15 protein-coding genes are annotated in these 17,102 nt (G+C 62.8%); 7 read left to right on the forward strand and 8 right to left on the reverse strand.

Annotated elements, in window-relative coordinates:
• Window positions 1-120: 120 nt before the first annotated feature.
• The gene (locus tag AAGS40_RS07030; RefSeq protein ID WP_345814117.1) at window positions 121-486 is read right to left on the reverse strand and encodes a hypothetical protein; all 366 of its coding nucleotides are present in this window, start codon (window positions 484-486) and stop codon (window positions 121-123) included.
• Window positions 487-846: 360 nt separating this feature from the next.
• On the opposite strand from AAGS40_RS07030, the gene AAGS40_RS07035 reads away from it, so the two are divergent.
• The 3 genes from AAGS40_RS07035 (at window position 847) to AAGS40_RS07045 (ending at window position 2,987) form a co-directional block, all read left to right on the forward strand.
• Window positions 847-1,809, forward strand: a complete 963-nt coding sequence (locus tag AAGS40_RS07035; RefSeq protein WP_345814301.1) for an AraC family transcriptional regulator — start codon at window positions 847-849, stop codon at window positions 1,807-1,809.
• Window positions 1,810-1,896: 87 nt separating this feature from the next.
• Window positions 1,897-2,520, forward strand: coding sequence for a glutathione S-transferase (locus AAGS40_RS07040; RefSeq protein ID WP_345814118.1), 624 nt, complete (start codon window positions 1,897-1,899; stop codon window positions 2,518-2,520).
• A gap of 122 nt (window positions 2,521-2,642) precedes the next feature.
• Entirely contained in the window at window positions 2,643-2,987 is a 345-nt protein-coding gene (locus AAGS40_RS07045) for a hypothetical protein (protein ID WP_345814119.1), read from the forward strand.
• A 68-nt stretch (window positions 2,988-3,055) separates the two neighbouring features.
• Here the strand turns inward: AAGS40_RS07045 and fabV are convergent, their stop codons facing one another.
• On the reverse strand, window positions 3,056-4,252 hold the full coding sequence (gene fabV, locus AAGS40_RS07050; RefSeq protein ID WP_345814120.1) for an enoyl-ACP reductase FabV: 1,197 nt from the start codon (window positions 4,250-4,252) through the stop codon (window positions 3,056-3,058).
• A gap of 149 nt (window positions 4,253-4,401) precedes the next feature.
• On the opposite strand from fabV, the gene AAGS40_RS07055 reads away from it, so the two are divergent.
• Window positions 4,402-6,939: a transglycosylase domain-containing protein gene (locus tag AAGS40_RS07055; RefSeq protein ID WP_345814121.1), complete on the forward strand. Its 2,538-nt coding sequence runs from the start codon at window positions 4,402-4,404 to the stop codon at window positions 6,937-6,939.
• A gap of 217 nt (window positions 6,940-7,156) precedes the next feature.
• On the opposite strand, the gene AAGS40_RS07060 is transcribed toward AAGS40_RS07055, so the two are convergent.
• Window positions 7,157-8,509, reverse strand: coding sequence for an MFS transporter (locus AAGS40_RS07060; RefSeq protein ID WP_345814122.1), 1,353 nt, complete (start codon window positions 8,507-8,509; stop codon window positions 7,157-7,159).
• Window positions 8,510-8,632: 123 nt separating this feature from the next.
• A complete protein-coding gene (locus tag AAGS40_RS07065) occupies window positions 8,633-10,474 on the reverse strand; it encodes a glycoside hydrolase family 15 protein (protein ID WP_345814123.1) in 1,842 nt (613 codons plus the stop codon).
• Window positions 10,475-11,002: 528 nt separating this feature from the next.
• Here AAGS40_RS07065 and AAGS40_RS07070 point away from each other — a divergent pair.
• Window positions 11,003-11,290, forward strand: coding sequence for a hypothetical protein (locus AAGS40_RS07070; protein ID WP_345814303.1), 288 nt, complete (start codon window positions 11,003-11,005; stop codon window positions 11,288-11,290).
• A 138-nt stretch (window positions 11,291-11,428) separates the two neighbouring features.
• Here the strand turns inward: AAGS40_RS07070 and AAGS40_RS07075 are convergent, their stop codons facing one another.
• Complete coding sequence (locus AAGS40_RS07075) at window positions 11,429-12,118, reverse strand: NAD(P)H-dependent oxidoreductase (protein WP_345814124.1); 690 nt, start codon at window positions 12,116-12,118, stop codon at window positions 11,429-11,431.
• A gap of 53 nt (window positions 12,119-12,171) precedes the next feature.
• Complete coding sequence (locus tag AAGS40_RS07080) at window positions 12,172-12,609, reverse strand: carboxymuconolactone decarboxylase family protein (RefSeq protein ID WP_345814125.1); 438 nt, start codon at window positions 12,607-12,609, stop codon at window positions 12,172-12,174.
• Between the two features lie 202 nt (window positions 12,610-12,811).
• On the opposite strand from AAGS40_RS07080, the gene AAGS40_RS07085 reads away from it, so the two are divergent.
• Window positions 12,812-14,149, forward strand: a complete 1,338-nt coding sequence (locus AAGS40_RS07085; RefSeq protein WP_345814126.1) for a chloride channel protein — start codon at window positions 12,812-12,814, stop codon at window positions 14,147-14,149.
• Window positions 14,150-14,206: 57 nt separating this feature from the next.
• Window positions 14,207-14,629 (forward strand): MarR family winged helix-turn-helix transcriptional regulator, encoded by a 423-nt coding sequence (locus tag AAGS40_RS07090; RefSeq protein WP_345814127.1) that lies wholly within the window; start codon window positions 14,207-14,209, stop codon window positions 14,627-14,629.
• 143 nt (window positions 14,630-14,772) lie between these two features.
• Here AAGS40_RS07090 and AAGS40_RS07095 read toward each other — a convergent pair whose 3' ends face one another.
• The gene (locus tag AAGS40_RS07095) at window positions 14,773-16,266 is read right to left on the reverse strand and encodes a HAMP domain-containing sensor histidine kinase (protein ID WP_345814128.1); all 1,494 of its coding nucleotides are present in this window, start codon (window positions 16,264-16,266) and stop codon (window positions 14,773-14,775) included.
• A complete protein-coding gene (locus AAGS40_RS07100; RefSeq protein WP_345814129.1) occupies window positions 16,263-17,009 on the reverse strand; it encodes a response regulator transcription factor in 747 nt (248 codons plus the stop codon). The genes AAGS40_RS07095 and AAGS40_RS07100 overlap by 4 nt, the downstream gene beginning before the upstream one ends.
• Window positions 17,010-17,102: the final 93 nt, after the last annotated feature.

Here is a 17,102-nt window from a genome sequence, read left to right on the forward strand (position 1 = left end):
AAAAACTGAGAGCCACGACGCGATGACGCGCGCGCTTCATTCTTTTGCACGGGGCGGCCCGCGGAGGGCGGCCAGCACAGGGCGCGCCGCGCAGGGCGCCCCGCGCAGTTGAAGCGGACTTTAGTCAGCCATCCGCCGATCCGCCAAAGCATTCTGGCAATCCGCCAGAACCTGCTTGACCAGCCGCGCCTGCGGATCCAGCTCGTCGGTATCGAGAATTTCTTCGACCGCATCTCTCGCCCAGTCCGTCTCGACGAACTGCGCATGCCGCCGCGCGATTTCCAACGCAGTAGCGGACAACTTCGCGATAGATAACCAGTCAGCTTCCCGCGCCCGGCGGTCGAGCCATTTATGCGCGGTCTGGACGTGAAACGCCGCGTCCGGCCAGTCTTCATTCAGATAAAAAGCGCCAAGGCTCCCGCAGGTGAGCCAGCACAGCAGCTCCAGGCGGTCACGTGGACTTAGATGATGGCGTACATCACTCATAGCGACGCTCACTGCTGAAAATTGCGTTCCGGTGAGGACGGCAAACCACCGTCCCGCGCTTTGATTAAACAATATCACGCAGAATTCAGGCGCGGCAATGCCTGAGCTACCCTGACGCACCGGCGCGACACGCTATCGTCCCGCGCCGCTTTTGCAATGGGGTTCGCCACGGATTGGCGCTAACGCGTGGCGAGAACGGGCGGAATGCGCCGGATCGTCCAAGTTGCTTGCCTGATTCTATGGGCGCCTGGATTTTCTCGCGCGCCGGTGGCACATTGGGGGCTGAACGGCAACTTCGCGGGATCCAATGTGACGCCACACTCATCGCCGAGCCAGACCGGAGCCGACGCCCGCCAGCGCATGGTGGCGTTGCTCGGGCGACTCGCGCCGCTGGAAGGGTACAACCTGACGGTGCTGCCCGACGTGCGGTTTCTGCGCTCGAACCGTCCGCTCGATCGCACGCCCGTGCTTTACGATCCCGGCATCGTGATTGTCTGCCAGGGCCGCAAACGCGGCTACCTCGGCAAGACCGTGTATGTCTACGACGCGCAGCATTATCTGGCCGTCTCGGTGCCGGTGCCGTTCTCGATGGAAACGGAAGCCAGCGAAGCCGAGCCCCTTCTCGCCATTTATTTCCGGCTCGACTTCAAGGTCGCGGCCGAGCTTCTTCTGCAAATCGACGAACGCACTGAACGTGACGGCAGCGGCAAATGCGGGGCAAGCGGCGAATGCGGCAAAAGCGGCGGCAGCCTGCCTGCCGAGCCGCGCGGCATGGTGTCGACGCCGCTCGATGCGAGACTCAGCGCGTCGGTACTGCGTTTTCTCGAGGCAATGAGCAGCCCGCTCGAAGCGGATTTGCTGGGCCCCGCGCTCGTGCGTGAAATCTACTTTCACGTGCTGACCAGCGAGCAGGGCGGATCGATGCGCGCCGCGCTGACCGCACAGGGGCAATTCGCGAGAATAGCCAAAGTGATCCGCAAGATTCACGCGTGTTATCGCGAACCGCTCGACGTCGAGCAACTGGCGCTTGAGGCAAACATGAGCGTGCCCAGTTTCCATTCGCACTTCAAGGCCGTGACCCGCACCTCGCCCATGCAATATCTGAAATCGACGCGGCTTCACCAGGCGCGTCTGCTAATGGTGAGAAACGAGGTGACGGCGGCGTTGGCCTGCGTGCAGGTGGGCTATGAGAGCGCATCGCAGTTCAGTCGCGAATTCAAGCGGCTGTTCGGGCGCAGCCCGGTCGAGGAGGCGGAATACATGCGCCGCATGTTCGCCGTGCCGCCGCCCGCGCCGGGGTCGATTTTCGTCGCGTCCCACTGAATCCGGCGAGGCGCGCTTATCCGCCTGACGTACCGCGCGCACACTATGCCTGTCCGCCTTCACACGTCATTCTTACGCTATCAGCCCATGCTCCAGATACTCGGCAGGACCTCGTCGATCAACGTCCGCAAAGTGCTGTGGACGTGCTCCGAACTTCGGCTTCCATTCGAGCAGGAAGACTGGGGCGCCGGATTCCGGCCCCTCGACACGCCGGAGTTCCTCGCGCTCAACCCGAACGCCATGGTGCCCGTCATCAAGGACGGCGACTTCGTGCTTTGGGAGTCCAACTCGATCATCCGCTACCTGGCGGGCCGCTATCAGAACGGCGCGTTGTACCCGCCCGACGTGTACGCGCGCGCACGCTGCGACCAGTGGATCGACTGGCAGGCGAGCGAGTTGAATCGCGCGTGGAGCTATGCGTTTCTCGCACTGGTGCGGCGCTCTCCGGCGCATCAGGACGCGCGGCAGATCGAGCAATCGTGCGCGAACTGGGAGAAGCATATGACGCTCGTCGAGCGACAGTTGTCGAAGACCGGCGCCTACATCGCGGGTCAGAGCTTTTCGCTCGCGGATATTCCGCTTGCGCTGTCCATCAACCGCTGGCTGGAAACGCCGCTGCAACATGCGGACCTTCCGGCGGTGACGGCTTATATGCAGCGTCTCGCCGCGCGGGAGGGTTTTCGAGAGTATTGCCGCAACGGCACGCCATGAGCGCCGGCCGCTTACAGAATCCCTCGTAATACTTACGAATGTGCGACCCGCACATGCTCGGTGCGCGGCGCAGCAGACTCACCTACAATGCCGCTTTCGCGATATGGCATGAAGGTTCGACAATGCGGTTTTTGAAAATGACGCTGGCGCTGCTAGCCGCGTGTTTCGCACTCCATGCGAATGCCGAGATGACGGCTGCGCAGTACAAGCAGTGGGCGCATGCCGACAATAACTCGGTGTACGCGGCTTATATCACCGGTACGATCAACGCGTTAGGCTGGGCGAACGGCGATCAGGTCGCGAAAAAGCGGCCGCCGCTTTTTTGCCCGCCAAAAGATCTCGCGATCGGCAATCAGACTGTCTATCCGATGCTCGACGCGTTCTTCAACAATCACCCGGGTATTGACGACGATTTCCCGATTGGCCTCGCGATCTTGCGCTCGCTGCAATCGGCGTTTCCCTGTTGAGCGCCGGTCGCGCACGTAGCGGACAAAGACGCGAGGCCGTGGCCCCGCGCTGACCCGCGCTGACCCGATCACATCTGCACGAGCTTCGGAATCTGAACGTCCGGATTGACGTCAGCGTCGTAATCCACACCCGCGATCTCGAAGCCGAACAGGCGCAGGAAATCGGTCTTGTAGCCGGCGAAGTCCGTGAGCTCGTAAAGGTTGTCGTTGGTCACCTGAGTCCACAGCGCCTGAACCTTCTCCTGCACTTTGGGATCGAGTTCCTTGTAATCGGCGCGCAGGCGGCCTTCCTCGTCGATATGAGGCGTGCTGCCGTACAGGCTCTCCTTGTACAGCCCGTAGACCTGCTCGATACAGCCTTCGTGCGTGCCTTTTTCCTTCATGACCTTGAAGAGCAGCGACAGATACAGCGGCATCATCGGAATGGCCGAGCTCGCCTGCGTGACCACCGCCTTGAGCACGGCCACGCGCGCGTCGCCGCCCTTGGCCGCCAGTTTTTCGCGGATGCCGAGCACTTTCTGGTCGAGATCCTTCTTGGCCGCGCCGATCGAGCCGTTCCAGTAGATGTCGTGCGTGATCTTCTCGCCGAGGTAGGTGAACGCGGTGGTCTTCGCGCCGTCCGCGAGGACGCCCGCTTCCAGCAGCGCGTCGATCCACATCTGCCAGTCTTCGCCGCCCATCACCGCGACCGTGTGCTCGATTTCGGTTTGCGTGGCCGGTTCGAGCACCGTTTCCTTGATGATTTCCTTGTCGGTGTCGATGCCGCGCAGCGTCACCGCCTTGCCGATTGGCTTGAGCGTGGAACTGAACGTCTCACCGGTTTTCGGATGCGTGCGCTTGGGCGCGGCGAGGCTATACACGACCAGATCGACCTGGCCGAGATCGCGCCTGATGATTTTGATCGTGCGTTGCTTGACTTCGTCGGAGAACGCGTCGCCATTGATGCTGGTCGCGTACAAGCCTTTTTGCGTCGCGAATTTTTCGAAGGCGGCGGTGTTGTACCAGCCTGCCGTGCCGGCCTTCGTCTCACTGCCTGCCCGCTCGAAAAAGACGCCGAGGGTGGCCGCGTTCGAGCCGAACGCGGCGCTGATGCGCGCGGCGAGGCCATAGCCGGTGGATGCGCCGATCACGAGCACCTTCTTCGGGCCGTTGGCGATGGGGCCGCGGGCCTCGACATAGTCGATCTGTTCCTTGACATTCGCTTCGCAGCCCGTCGGATGGGTCGAAACGCAGATGAAGCCACGCACGCGCGGTTTGATGATCATGAAGCACCTCTTGTCAGAATTGGCGACATTATAGTGGGCTTGGGCTGATTGCCAGAGCGCGCCGCTTCAGGCGATCGCGTCGCCCGAAAAATCCGGCCCGCGCTTCGCATCTTGATAGGATTGCGCCTTTCCAAGCAGACGGTAAGCCAGTGAAGCGCCTGATTTCCTCATGTGTTGCGGCCCTCGATCGGGCATTGACCCTCGCGAACCCGCTTGTTGCGCAGGCGCTATCCGATCTTCGGCATCCGACCTGGCGCGGCGTACTCAAGGCCTGCGCGTCGTTGCCGCTCGTCTTCGTGCTGTACGTGCTCGTGCTGATCCCGTTCACGCCGGGCATCGGCGACATCCGCAAGGCGAAAATCGAGCAGCCGGCGCAGATCCTGTCCGCGGATGGCAAACTGCTGGCGGAATTCAAGCCTTCCAACCGCGAGTGGGTCAAACTCAAGGACATCTCGCCGAACGTGGTCAATGCGCTGATCGCCACCGAAGACCACCGCTTTTACCAGCATTTCGGGCTCGACTGGCGCCGCACGGCGTCGGCCGCGCTGCACACGTTTTCGGGCGAGCGCCAGGGCGGCTCGACCATCACGCAGCAACTCGCGCGCAATCTGTATCCCGACGAGATCGGCCGCGCGCCGACGCTTACGCGCAAGCTCAAGGAAGCGATCACCGCGTTCAAGATCGAGGCGCTCTACACCAAGGACGAAATTCTCGAAACCTACCTGAACACCGTGCCGTTTCTGTACAACGCGTACGGCATCGAAATGGCCGCGCGCACGTATTTCGACAAATCGGCGTCCGATCTAAATGTGCTGGAAAGCGCGACGCTCGCCGGTATGCTCAAGGGCAATAGCTACTACAACCCGGTGCTCAATCCCGGGCGCGCGCTCGAACGGCGTAACACGGTGCTCGCGCAGATGGTGAAGTTCGGCAAACTGACGCCCGCGAACTACGACACGCTCAAGCGCCGGCCGCTGCGCATCGACTTCGAGCGGCAGACCGAGCCGCCCGGACCCGCTCCGCACTTCGCGCAGCAGTTGCGCAAATGGCTCGCGTCGTGGGCCGACCGCAACGACTACAACATGTACGCCGACGGACTCGTGGTGCGTACGACGATCGATTCACGTCTGCAAAGCATGGCCACCCAGGCGGTGGTGCTGCAGGGCAACCAGTTGCAGGCAATCGCGAATTCGGCCTGGGGCACGCGGGCGGGGTGCTCGAACGGTAAAGACCTGCTGCAAACCTTCCTGCGCGAGACACCCGACTACCGCGCCGCCAAAGACGCAGGCCTCACCGACGACGATGCGATCAAGCGTGTCCTCGCTAACCGCGAACTCGTGAAATCCGTCTGCGACAGCAAGACACGCGTGCAGGCCGATTTTCTTGCAATGGACCCGCGCAACGGCCAGATTCGCGCGTGGGTCGGCAGCCGCGATTTCAGTCAGGACCCGTTCGATCACGTGCAGCAGGCGCGTCGTCAGCCGGGATCGACCTTCAAGCCGTTCGTCTACGCGGCGGCTTTCGAAAACGGCGCGAAGCCCACGGACACGCTGGTCGACAAGCCCGTGGAAATCCCGCTCGCGGGCGGCGAGATCTGGCGTCCGGCTGACGAGGATGAACCGAGCACGCGCGCGATCAGTCTGCGCGACGGCCTCGCTTATTCGCGCAACCGGATTACCGCGCAGTTGATGGAGTCGGTCGGGCCGGACAAGGTCGCGCGGCTCGCCCGCGCGATGGGCGTGCGCGACAGCGAGCTGGATCCGGTGCCGTCGCTCGCGCTCGGCACGAGCCCCGTCACGCTGAAGGAAATGGTGTCGGCCTACGGCACCATCGCGAATCTTGGCGGTTACGTGGAGCCGGTGATGGTCACGCGGATCGAGAACCGCAGCGGCGAGGTGCTGGCCGATTTTGCGCCCGCCACGGCGAACCAGGCGCTGCCTGTCGACATTGACCGGACGTTGATCGATGTGATGCGCGACGTGGTGAATCGCGGCACCGGTTCGGGTATTCGCAGCCGCTTCGGCGTGCGCGGCGACGTCGCGGGCAAGACGGGAACGACGCAGGGCAACGCGGACGGCTGGTTCATCCTGATTCATCCGCAACTCGTGGCGGGCGCGTGGGTCGGTTTCAACGACAGCCGCGTGACTTTGCGCAGCGATTACTGGGGGCAGGGCGCGCACAGCGCGTTGCCGATCGTCGGCGACTTCTTCCAGCGTGCGCAGCGCTCGCGGCTGGTGGATAGCCGCGTCAGGTTCGAGACGCGGCAGGAGCCGGGCTGGTTCGCGCAGCGAAGCGACAGATTGCGAGCGTGGTTTCAGCATGTTTTTGCGTCGACACCGGCGAAGCCGGAGGCGCGGACTTCGGGGCATGCGACGCGGCGGGGAGCCGGGGTCACGCAGGCGGCGCCGACTGCGCCGCAGCGCGGCTCGTTGCCTGGTCCGTTGCCTGGCTCGGCGCCCGCTGCGGTGTCTGCGCCTGTAGCGGGTGGCTCAGGCGTGGCGGGTCAGGCGCGCGCGGTGCCGCCGTTGCTGCCGTCGCCGGAGTCGATTCTGAACGGTGCAGTGGACGGCGAAGCGCACGGCAACGCCGAGCCCGCTCTGGCGCCGACACCGACGCCAGACGACGGCACCCCGCCGGATGCGGGCAGTTCGGCGAATGGTTCGCCGGGTGCAAGCAGTTCGCCGTGACGACCCGGTCGTTGTTCGGCACCTGAGTCTGTGTTCGCTTTTACGCTCGGCTGCGGCTGCGGCTGCAGCTACGCCGCGGCGAGGCAACGCGTGCTAGAATCCGCGCCGCTGGCACCGCTGGCACCGCTGGCACCGCTGGCACCGCTGGCACCGCAGGTACCGCAGGTACCGCTGGCACGGCAGCAGGCACCGCTGAGCGACTAGCGATGCCGTACGATCAGGTTCGCGCGGCCGTGGTGGCCGCTGCACCCTCGTCGGGAAGTTGACCGGCGGCCGTCTCCAGCGACCGGTCGTGGCGTAGCAGCAGTACCGCTCCCATGCCAACGAGGCCCGCGCCGGAAAGGCACAAAAGACCCGCGCCGAAACCGCCCGTGCTGTCCTTGATCCAGCCCATCGCGTAAGGTCCGAAGAAACCCGCCAGATTGCCGAGTGAATTGACCGCGGCGATGCCGCCCGCGGCCGCCGCGCCCGACAGGAACGCGGCCGGCAACGTCCAGATCACGGGCAGGCACCCGAAAATACCGAACCCCGCGATCGACAGGGCAATCATCTTCATTACCGGGTTGTCGAGTCCAGCCGCCGCCGCAATGCCGCCCGCCGCAACGAAAAGCGCGATCGCAACGTGAGCCTTCCTTTCGAGCTTGCGATCGGAATGCTGCCCCCAGTAAATCATGCTGATGACACCGACGATATACGGCAACGATGTCACGAAGCCGGTCTGCAGATTGGAGAGCCCGAACGCCTTGACGATTTGCGGCAGGAAAAAGCTCAAACCGTAGTTGGTTGCGTTCGCACCGAAATAGATCAGTGCGACGGCGAGCACGCGTGGAGTGAAGAGCGCCTCCCTCACCTTGAACTCGCGCACGGATTCGCGATGTTTGCGCTCCTGGTCCTGACGGGCGACGAGCCAGTTGCGCTCGTCCGTGGCGAGCCAGTGGGCGTCGGCCGGTCTGTCGGTCAGATAGAGCAGCACGGCAATCGACAGCAGCAGCGCGGGCGCCGCTTCGATCAGGTAGACCCACTGCCAGCCGGCCAGGCCGGCGATGCCATCCATCGACAGCAGCGCGCCGGAAATCGGAGCGCCAATCACCGTGGACAACGGAATGGCCGCCATGAAATAGCCGACCACGCGGCCTCGATAGGCGGCAGGAAACCATAAGGTCAGCAGAAAGATGATGCCCGGAAAAAAGCCCGCTTCCGCGACGCCCAGCAAAATTCGCAACCCGTAAAAGACGTGCGCGGAAGACATGCCGGTGAATCGCGCGATATGGGGGATGAAAGCCATGGCGCCGGCCAGGATGCCCCATGTGAACATGATCCGCGCAATCCAGCGGCGCGCGCCAAACCTGGCCAGCAACAGATTCGACGGCACTTCGAAGAAGAAATATGCAATGAAGAAAATCCCTGCGCCGAACCCGAAAGCACTTGCCGACAAGCCGAGCGCCTTGTTCATTTGCAGCGCAGCAAAACCCACGTTGACGCGGTCCAGATAGGCTACGAAATAGCAGAGCATCAGGAACGGTATGAGCCGCCTGATCACGCGTTTCATGGTGCGCTCTTCGATTTCCATCGATGTCTCCTCCGGTTTATATCCAGTTCGTCCAACTCGTCCGGTTAGCTCGACTGGCGTCGTTACAGACTAGTCGCAACTCGGCCATTCCGGAAGTAATTTACGAAGACTGGAGAGGAGCGATCACGTCCACGGAATATGGACCTTGTCCAGATTGCGATCCAGCTGGTAAGCCGCGCTGATGAGCGCGAGATGCGTAAGCGCCTGCGGAAAGTTGCCAAGCGCCTCGCCGCTCGTCGCCACTTCCTCGGAAAAGAGCCCGACGTGGTTGGCGTAAGCCAGCATCTTTTCGAACACGAGGCGGCCTTCCTCGACACGTCCGGCGCGCGCCAACGCCTCCGCGTACCAGAACGAACAGGCGCTGAAGCCGCCTTCGACACCGGACAGGCCGTCGAGCGTCGCACCGCGCGTGTAGCGGAACACCAGCGGATCGACGCGCAGTTCGCCGCCAATCGCGTCCAGCGTGCCGAGCCAGCGGGGGTCGGTGGGTCCGATGAAGCGCACGAGCGGCATCATGAGGGCGGACGCGTCGAGCGTGTTCGATTGCGACGTCTGCACGAACGAATTCAGTTCGGCGTTCCAGAAATTCTCGTGAATGTCCGCGTGGATGGCGTCGCGCGTTTCGAACCAGCGCTTGAGCGGCGCGGGAAGCGAGCGCTTTTCCGCGAGACGCAGCGCGCGGTCTACCGTCACCCAGCACATCAGCCGCGAATGCAGCAGCGGCCGTTGCCCGTTGCGAAACTCCCAGATGCCGTGGTCCGCCTCGCGCCAGTGCTCGACCACGTAATCGACCGTGCGGGTCACGTTGCGCCAGCCGTCATACGAAATCGCCTCGCCGTACTTGTTGTACAGATAAACCGCATCGAGCAGGGCGCCGTACACGTCGAGCTGGGTCTGGTCGCGCGCGCCATTGCCGATCAGCGGCACGCCCGCGCTGCCGTCGGACAGTGCATCGACTTCGGCTTCTTCGGGCGGCGCTTTGCCGTCCACGGTGTACATCACTTTCAACGAGCCGTCCGAATCGCAATGACCGCTTCGCTCGGCGATCCATTTCATGAAGTGTTGAGCCTCGCCGGTGTAACCGAGCCGAAGCAGCGCGTACACGGAGAATGCGGCATCGCGAATCCACGTAAAGCGATAGTCCCAGCGGCGCGAGCCGTCGAGCGCCTCGGCGAGTCCAAAGGTTGGGGCCGCAACAATGGCGCCGTGCTCGCTTGAGCTAAGCAGCTTCAAGGTGAGCGCCGAGCGCAGAACGACTTCGCGATAACGGCCGCGATAGGTGGATTGCTGCGACCAGTTCTTCCAGTAGCTGATCGTATCGGCAAGCGCCGTTTCGCAATCAAACGGTTTGTCGCGCAGAGCCGCTGCGTCGCCGAATGCAAATCCCGTGGTTTGACCGTCACGCAGTTCGAATTCCGCATGCGCCGCACCGTCCACGATGTGTAGCGGCAGCTTGCTGTGCAGGTAGAGCGTCAGGTCGGACGTGGCGAATTCGACACCTTCGTCCACCCCTTTCGTTTCGTGCCGCGCGCGTGCGTAATCGAAGCGCGGCGTGCACCGCAGATTGAAAGCCATGCTGCCGTGGACCATTCGCACTATCCGGATCACGCAGTTCGGCAACCATTCGCCGACGCCCGCGGAGTCGCCGTCCTGAGCCACCGGCATGAAGTCCAGCAGCTCGCACACGCCGTCCGCCGTCATGAAGCGTGTGAGCAGCACGTTGGTGTCCGGCAGATACATCTGCTTCACGTTGGCCCGTTCGTCGGCAGGTTCGATCGAAAATGCGCCACCGTTCGACGGCTCCAGCAGTCCCGCGAAGACCGTCGGCGAATCGATACGTGGAAAGCACATGAAATCGATCGACCCGCGCAGCGATACCAGCGCGGTTGTCTTCATATTGCCGATCATGCCGCGGGCGTCGGGTGGAAGCGTCGGCCGTGGCGGGATGGGACGCTCATCAGGCATGTCTCGGTACTCCTCAGGATAGATTCGCGCGGTGCGTTTCCGAACGGCTGTCACGTGCGACGTGCATCATGCACGACGTGTCCGTCCAGCGTGGCGGCGAAGTGAAGGCGTTCAATCGTCTTCGGATGGTGATAGCAACGCCTGTGCCGCGTGCCGGAGCGTCGGCCATTGCAGCGTTGGTCCGCACGCGTGGAAGCAGATAGAAAGCCGAGTGACACATAAAGCCTTCCAGCGGCATCAGCAGGCGCCAGCCGCTGTTCGAGTCGTCGTGTCCTGCGTCAGAGCTGAGCCGTCACTTGGGGCCGTTTCGCCACGAGCATTATTCATGCGGCGGCAACAGTGTGTTCAGGTTGTAGGGCATGACCGCGCGGGCAAGATTGCGGATAATTGCGCAACGGTCAGTGACACAGAATAGACAGGTGAAAGATGTTCAACGGCAGCTCATATTCCGCACGCAGGCGTGACCTGTCGCGCGTGGCAGGCGAAACACGAAGGTCGTGGTCGCGTCGCGTGAAAGCGTCGATCGCGATGGTCGTTTTCTGCGCGACCGGTGTGACCGGTGTGACGCTTGCGGGCTGTGCGTCGTCCACCAACGTGGTCGCGACCAGCAAGCCCGGCACGTATCAGGTGGCGGCCAGTGCCACCGGCGGCCGCATGGCATGGGCTCGCGCGCACGAGCACGCGCTGAGCGAGGCGCGCGACTACTGCGAGCAACGCGGAATGCAGGTTAGCGTCAGTGATGAAACCGTGCGCGGCGTGCAGATGCTGACCGAGCATGATTCGTCGGTCAACTTCGAATGCCATCCCAGATTTTGAGTCAGTGTGGCTACGGGCCATTCTGACGCGGCAGGTGGCGTGCCGTGTCGGCTGACAGATTGCTCGATCCTGCAGTCATATCCCGCCTTGTCGAACGAGCGGGTCATCGCATGACTTTGCGCACAGCGCGGCGTCTCTCTATCCGATGACGGTACACGCGACAGAAGCAGACGCTGACGCAGACGAGCGCCCGGAAACACGCTGCCCCCACTGCTTCGCCACCGCGTCCAGCTCGACACGCGCCCGTTCGAGCGCCTCGGTCCGTGCTTCCTGATCGGCGAACTGCAACGGCTGTGCGTCGACGAAAGTCGGCGCGGCCACACCGAGAAAGCCGAACGCGGCCTTCAACGCGGGCGTGAGCGCATCCATCCTTTCGTACGGCGAGCCAGGCCGTAAATCCGCGCCGCGGCTCGTGATGAACAGCACCTTCTGACGCGAAAGCTGCCCGACCACGCTGCCGTCTTCCGCAAACCTGTAAGTCAGGTTGGTGCGAATGATGTTGTCGATGAAAGCCTTGAATACGGACGGCATCGACCAGTTATACATCGGCATTGCAAAGACGAGCGCATCGGCGGCGAGCAGTCGTGCGCACAAAGCATCCGACGCCGCGAGGCGCGCGTTCATCTGCGCTGTACGCTCGTGCGCCGCCGTATAAGTGGCGATCGCGAATGCTTCGTCGACGTGCTCAGGCGTGTCGAGCGTCAGGTCGAGATAGTCGACTTCGATATCGTCGCGCTGCTCGCGCAGGCGCTCCAGAAAATAGCGGCTCAACGCGCGAGAGTTCGAACGTTCGCGTTTTGCGCTGGCGTCGACACGCAGGATCTTCATGTGTTCGTTCCTTCACGAGGGTTAGCTGGATACCGGTCGCGCGGTATGCGCCATCAGTCCGGCAGCTTGCGAAAAGCAATGGCAAAGCGGTTCCACGCGTTGATCGCACTGACCAGCAATGTCAGATCGACCAGTTCTTCGTCGCTGAAATGCGGACGGACGGCGTCCCATACGGTGTCGGGGACGTGATCCTGCGACACGAGGGTGAGCGCTTCGGTCCATTCGAGCGCAGCGCGTTCGCGGTCAGTGAAGAACGGCGTTTCACGCCACACCACGACGGTGGCCAGACGGCGCTCGGTCTCACCGCCTTTGCGGGCGTCGGTGGTATGCATGTCCACGCAGAACGCGCAGCCGTTGATCTGCGACGCTCGCAGGCGCACCAATTCGGCGAGCGAGCTTTCGAGCGTGCATTTGCTGATCCGCTCTTCAACGCCGCGCAGCGCCTTAATGGCGGCGGGGCTGGCCTGGTAGAAGTTCAGACGGTGTTCCATGATGGCTCCGGGTGTCGATGGAATGCATGCGAGGATGCGACGACGAAAGATTAGTGATCGAATTGGTTTAGATAAATGACCGATTTCGATTAATTTCAGGTAACCACTTTTGCTGCCGACCGGTGGACGCCCGACGATCCGCTCGTGCGGCTCTCAGTTTCAACAGAGGGTGAATTAGGTCATACAGTGATATATTCCGCGAATGGCTACGATCATTGACACCATTCGCCGCACCACGAGCCGGCGCACGCTGATGCGCGCGCGCCGCCTGTGGCTTCACTACGGCGTGTTCTGGCTCGGCGCAATTGCAGTCGGGCTTGTCGCGGTCGCGTACGCGCGGCTCATCGACTTCGGCTACGCGCAGTTTGTCGGTTATAGATCGCTTCATTGGTGGCTGCCGTTGGTGCTCACGCCGGCAGTCAGCGCGGTCTGTGTGTGGGCAACGCTGAAATTTTTTCCCGGCGCCGAGGGCAGCGGCATTCCGCAGGTCATCGCGTCGCTTCATGGGGCAAGCTCGATCTCCGCCAGATTGCTGACGTTGCGCATTCTGGTCGGCAAAATCCTGCTGTCGTTTATCGCGATCCTCGGCGGTTTTACGATTGGCCGCGAAGGGCCCACGATTCATGTCGGCGCGGCGCTCATGTACAACCTGCGTACGTTCTATCCAAGGCGTTTCCGCCTGTTGCGCGGCGCGAGTCTGGAGGGGCGGCTCGCGCTGGCGGGCGCGGCGGCGGGTTTGTCGGCGGCATTCAACGCGCCGTTGGCGGGCGTCGTGTTCGCCATCGAAGAATTGACGCGAAGCTTCGAGCAGCGAACCAGCGGCGTGCTGATCACGGCAATCATTTTTGCCGGTATCGTCGCGCTGAGTCTTCAGGGTAACTACACCTATTTCGGCACGATCAACATCGGCGGCCGTTTTCCCGATTCTCTCGCGCTCGCTGTCGTGCTGATCGGCGTGGTGAGCGGCGTGGCTGGCGGCGTGTTCTGCTGGCTGCTGCTCAATACGAGACGCTGGATGCCGCAACCAGTGCTCGCATTGCGCGCGCAACGCCCGGTCGTGTTCGGCGCGCTGTGCGGCCTCGTCATCGCCGTGATCGGCGTTGCATCGAGCGGGCATACGTTTGGAAGCGGCTACCTCGAGGCGCGCAATCTGCTCGAAGGTCATGCGCAACTGAGCATCTTCTATCCGGTGCTGAAAATGGCGTCGATGATCGGCTCGTATTTGCCGGGCGCACCGGGCGGCCTGTTCGCACCGTCGCTGGCAATCGGCGCGGGCATCGGCAATGTGCTGCATCTGCTTTTTGATCACATGCAATTGCCGATGCTCATTGCGCTGGGTATGGTCGGCTATCTCGCCGCCGTTACACAAAGCCCGATCACTTCGTTCGTGATCGTGATCGAGATGATCAACGGCCACGCGCTCGTCATTTCGCTGATGGCCACGGCGTTGATTGCAAGCCAGGTGTCGCGCCTGTTTGCACCGCCGCTCTATGAGGCGTTGTCCGTACGTTACGACGAGCCGAAGGCGAAACATGGCTGATCGACATCCGCGCGGCCATGCGCACGCTTTATATGTCCCTGACGGAAGCCGCAAAGGATGAGCAGCCGCGGCCGTGCTGCGTCGGCGAAGATGCCCGAAAAAAAAGATCTCGAGGCGATGTCGCTGTTTCGTTATCAACTGCGCCAGTTTCTTCGTTTTTCCGAAGAGGTCACGCATGCTGAAGGCGTCACGCCGCTGCAATATCAGATGATGCTGCACGTGCGCGGGTTCGCAGGGCGCGACTGGGCAACCATCGGCGAAATCGCGGAACGCCTGCAGGCGGCGCCGCATGGCACTGTCGCGCTCGTGTCTCGCTGCGAGGCCAGCGGACTCGTGGTGCGTCGAGCAAGCCGCGCGGATCGGCGGCAGGTGGAAGTGCACCTCACGGCAAAAGGCGAGCGCTGCCTCGCGAGACTCGCCTCGCAGCACAAGTCCGAGATCGACGCATTCGGATGGGTGTTCGAGCGCAACCGCGAATAAACTGCGGCTGCCCAGCACGTAAGCGCTAATTGATGTTGCGACGAAGGCCGAGCAGAGGCTGTCCGATCATTCAAATGTCAATGCGTTTGCCGAGCGCATGGTCGCGCTGAGCTCGGCTGAGTCCGCTCGCGCGTGGCGAATGCTTACAAGTGGACGCTTGTCACCGTCGGCTTTTCGGCGGTAGGCAGATCGAAGCGGAAAGTCGTGCCGGGACCGGCGTGATCGAGCAGGCGTATTTCGCTGCGATGCAATTGCAGCATGCGTCGTACGATCAGCAGGCCGAGTCCGCCGCCACGGTGTGCACCGGTCGAACTGAAGGGGCGCTCGAACAGACCCTCGCGCCGGTCGGCGGGAATGCCGGAACCGGTGTCGCTCACGGTGACCGACACTCTGCCTTCCTTGTGCGCTAGTTCGACCGCGATCACGCCATGCGCCGGCGTATGACGAAGCGCGTTGTCGAGCAGATTGGTGAGCACGCGTTCAATCATGCCGAGATCGGCGTACACGTTCGGCAGCTTCGGTGCGATGTTCGCGCGCAACTGGATGTGGCGCGCTTCCGCCGGCAACTCGAATTTCTGGAACACGTCCTGCACGAGATCGACCAGCGAAAACTGTTCGGGAGCGGGCTGCACGTTGCCATGTTCGAGTCTTGCCAGTTCAAAAAGCGCCTGCGCGAGCCGGCCGACTTTTACGCTTTGCGCCAGCGCGATGGCCAGATAGCGCTGGCGCTCGGATTCGTTCAGCGTGCTGGCCTTCAGCGACAGCGTTTCGAGGTAACCGTGCAACGACGTGAGCGGCGTGCGTAAATCGTGCGAGATGTTGGCGATCAGTTCGCGGCGTTGCTGGTCCTGGCGAGTCAGCGCGCGCCACTGGTCGCCAATGCGGTTCGCCATCTGTGCAAAAGTCGTCTCCAGTACGGCGATTTCGTCGCGTGATCCGGCAGCGGCCGAGCGCGGCACGGCAGGCTGGGCGTCCGGCTCGCCGTCGGCGTCGAAGCGTCGCATTGCGTCGGTCAGCCGGCGCAGCGGCCGCGTGATGAGGCCAAATGCCGTGAGGCCCGCAAGCAGCCCGAGCAGCGCAACAAGCGCCATCGACCACAGCGTGGTGCGCAAGACCGAGCTTGCGGCCACGCGAGCGGCGAGCGCATCATGCTCTTCGCCAAGGAGCACCACGTAGATATAGCCCGATGGTGCCTGTCCACCCAGCTGCAAAGGCGCCGCGCTGAAAACCTTCTTTCCGCCGACACTGCGCGGGTCGTCGCCGAGAATGGGCAACGGCTCGCCCGCAATGAACCGACGCAACGGTGCGAGATCGATCCGGTCGCGCTTCAGGTGGCCCGCAGGTGCGTCGTCCCCCTGGATTCGCCCTTGATTGTCCAGCAGATAAACCTCGACGCTCGGATTGACCATCATCAACTGCCCGAACAACTGGCGCACCGCGTCGGGTCGCAGGCCGTTCGCGTCCATCAATGTCGTGCGATGCGCGATGTGATCGGCGAGACTGCGTGAAAGGCTTTGCACGACTTCCATTTCGTGCAGATCGCTCGAACGGATCTGCAGCCACGCCGACGCCCCGCAGCACGCGAGCAGTAACGCGGAGAAAACGAGCGAGAGCCGCTGGGTGAGCGTCAGGTTCACGATGCGTCCTGGGCAGGGCCGGCGGGTGCGCGTGTGTCACCCGGCGCCGCCAGCCGGTAGCCGCGTCCCCATACGGTGAGAATGCGCTCGGGCTGCGCGGGATCGGCTTCGATCTTGGCGCGCAGCCGGTTGATGTGCGTGTTGACCGTATGTTCATAGCCTTCATGCTGATAGCCCCACACGGCGTTCAGCAGATCCATGCGTGAGAACACTTTGCCGGGATGTTGCACGAAGTAGTAGAGCAGATCGAACTCGCGCGGCGTGAGTTCGATCGCTTTGCCGTCGACGCTGGCTTCACGCGTCAGCGGGTCGATTGTCAAGCCCGCGAAGCGCAGCGTGCCCGCGTCGATTCGCGACGCTTTCGCCAGGGCTTCGACGCGCCGCAGCAGCGCTTTCACACGCGCCACCAGTTCGAGCACCGAGAATGGTTTGGCAAGGTAATCGTCCGCGCCGAGTTCGAGGCCGAGTATGCGATGCACCTCGCTGGAACGCGCACTGGTAATGATGATCGGCGTGTAGCGGGTCATTGCGCGGGCACGCCGGCAGATTTCGAGCCCGTCCACGCCGGGCAGCATCAGGTCGAGAATCAGCGCGTCCCAGCCGCCCTGTTCGAGCAGGCGCAGTCCTTCGTCGCCGTCGGCGCTGTGCACGACGTCGTAGCGCTCGTCGCGCAGGTGTAGGCTCAGCAGGTTGGCGATGTCGACGTCGTCTTCAACGATCAGGATGCGCTTTGGTCTGTCCATGGGGCCTTTCAGAATGGTTTTGCATGCAGCGGTGTTCCTCGAGCGTCACCACAGCCTGATCGCCGTGCAACGGCCGTTGCAACGCCGCCGCAG

It is taken from the genome of Paraburkholderia sp. PREW-6R (assembly GCF_039621805.1).
Classification (GTDB): Bacteria; Pseudomonadota; Gammaproteobacteria; order Burkholderiales; family Burkholderiaceae; genus Paraburkholderia.

What these genes read in the sequence shown, in the direction of transcription:
- AAGS40_RS07030 (WP_345814117.1), bottom strand. Translation starts at nt 486, where the DNA reads ATGAGTGATGTACGCCATCATCTAAGTCCACGTGACCGCCTGGAGCTG.
- AAGS40_RS07035 (WP_345814301.1), top strand. Translation starts at nt 847, where the DNA reads ATGGTGGCGTTGCTCGGGCGACTCGCGCCGCTGGAAGGGTACAACCTG.
- AAGS40_RS07040 (WP_345814118.1), top strand. Translation starts at nt 1,897, where the DNA reads ATGCTCCAGATACTCGGCAGGACCTCGTCGATCAACGTCCGCAAAGTG.
- AAGS40_RS07045 (WP_345814119.1), top strand. Translation starts at nt 2,643, where the DNA reads ATGCGGTTTTTGAAAATGACGCTGGCGCTGCTAGCCGCGTGTTTCGCA.
- fabV (WP_345814120.1), bottom strand. Translation starts at nt 4,252, where the DNA reads ATGATCATCAAACCGCGCGTGCGTGGCTTCATCTGCGTTTCGACCCAT.
- AAGS40_RS07060 (WP_345814122.1), bottom strand. Translation starts at nt 8,509, where the DNA reads ATGGAAATCGAAGAGCGCACCATGAAACGCGTGATCAGGCGGCTCATA.
- AAGS40_RS07065 (WP_345814123.1), bottom strand. Translation starts at nt 10,474, where the DNA reads ATGCCTGATGAGCGTCCCATCCCGCCACGGCCGACGCTTCCACCCGAC.
- AAGS40_RS07070 (WP_345814303.1), top strand. Translation starts at nt 11,003, where the DNA reads ATGGTCGTTTTCTGCGCGACCGGTGTGACCGGTGTGACGCTTGCGGGC.
- AAGS40_RS07075 (WP_345814124.1), bottom strand. Translation starts at nt 12,118, where the DNA reads ATGAAGATCCTGCGTGTCGACGCCAGCGCAAAACGCGAACGTTCGAAC.
- AAGS40_RS07080 (WP_345814125.1), bottom strand. Translation starts at nt 12,609, where the DNA reads ATGGAACACCGTCTGAACTTCTACCAGGCCAGCCCCGCCGCCATTAAG.
- AAGS40_RS07085 (WP_345814126.1), top strand. Translation starts at nt 12,812, where the DNA reads ATGGCTACGATCATTGACACCATTCGCCGCACCACGAGCCGGCGCACG.
- AAGS40_RS07090 (WP_345814127.1), top strand. Translation starts at nt 14,207, where the DNA reads ATGAGCAGCCGCGGCCGTGCTGCGTCGGCGAAGATGCCCGAAAAAAAA.
- AAGS40_RS07100 (WP_345814129.1), bottom strand. Translation starts at nt 17,009, where the DNA reads ATGGACAGACCAAAGCGCATCCTGATCGTTGAAGACGACGTCGACATC.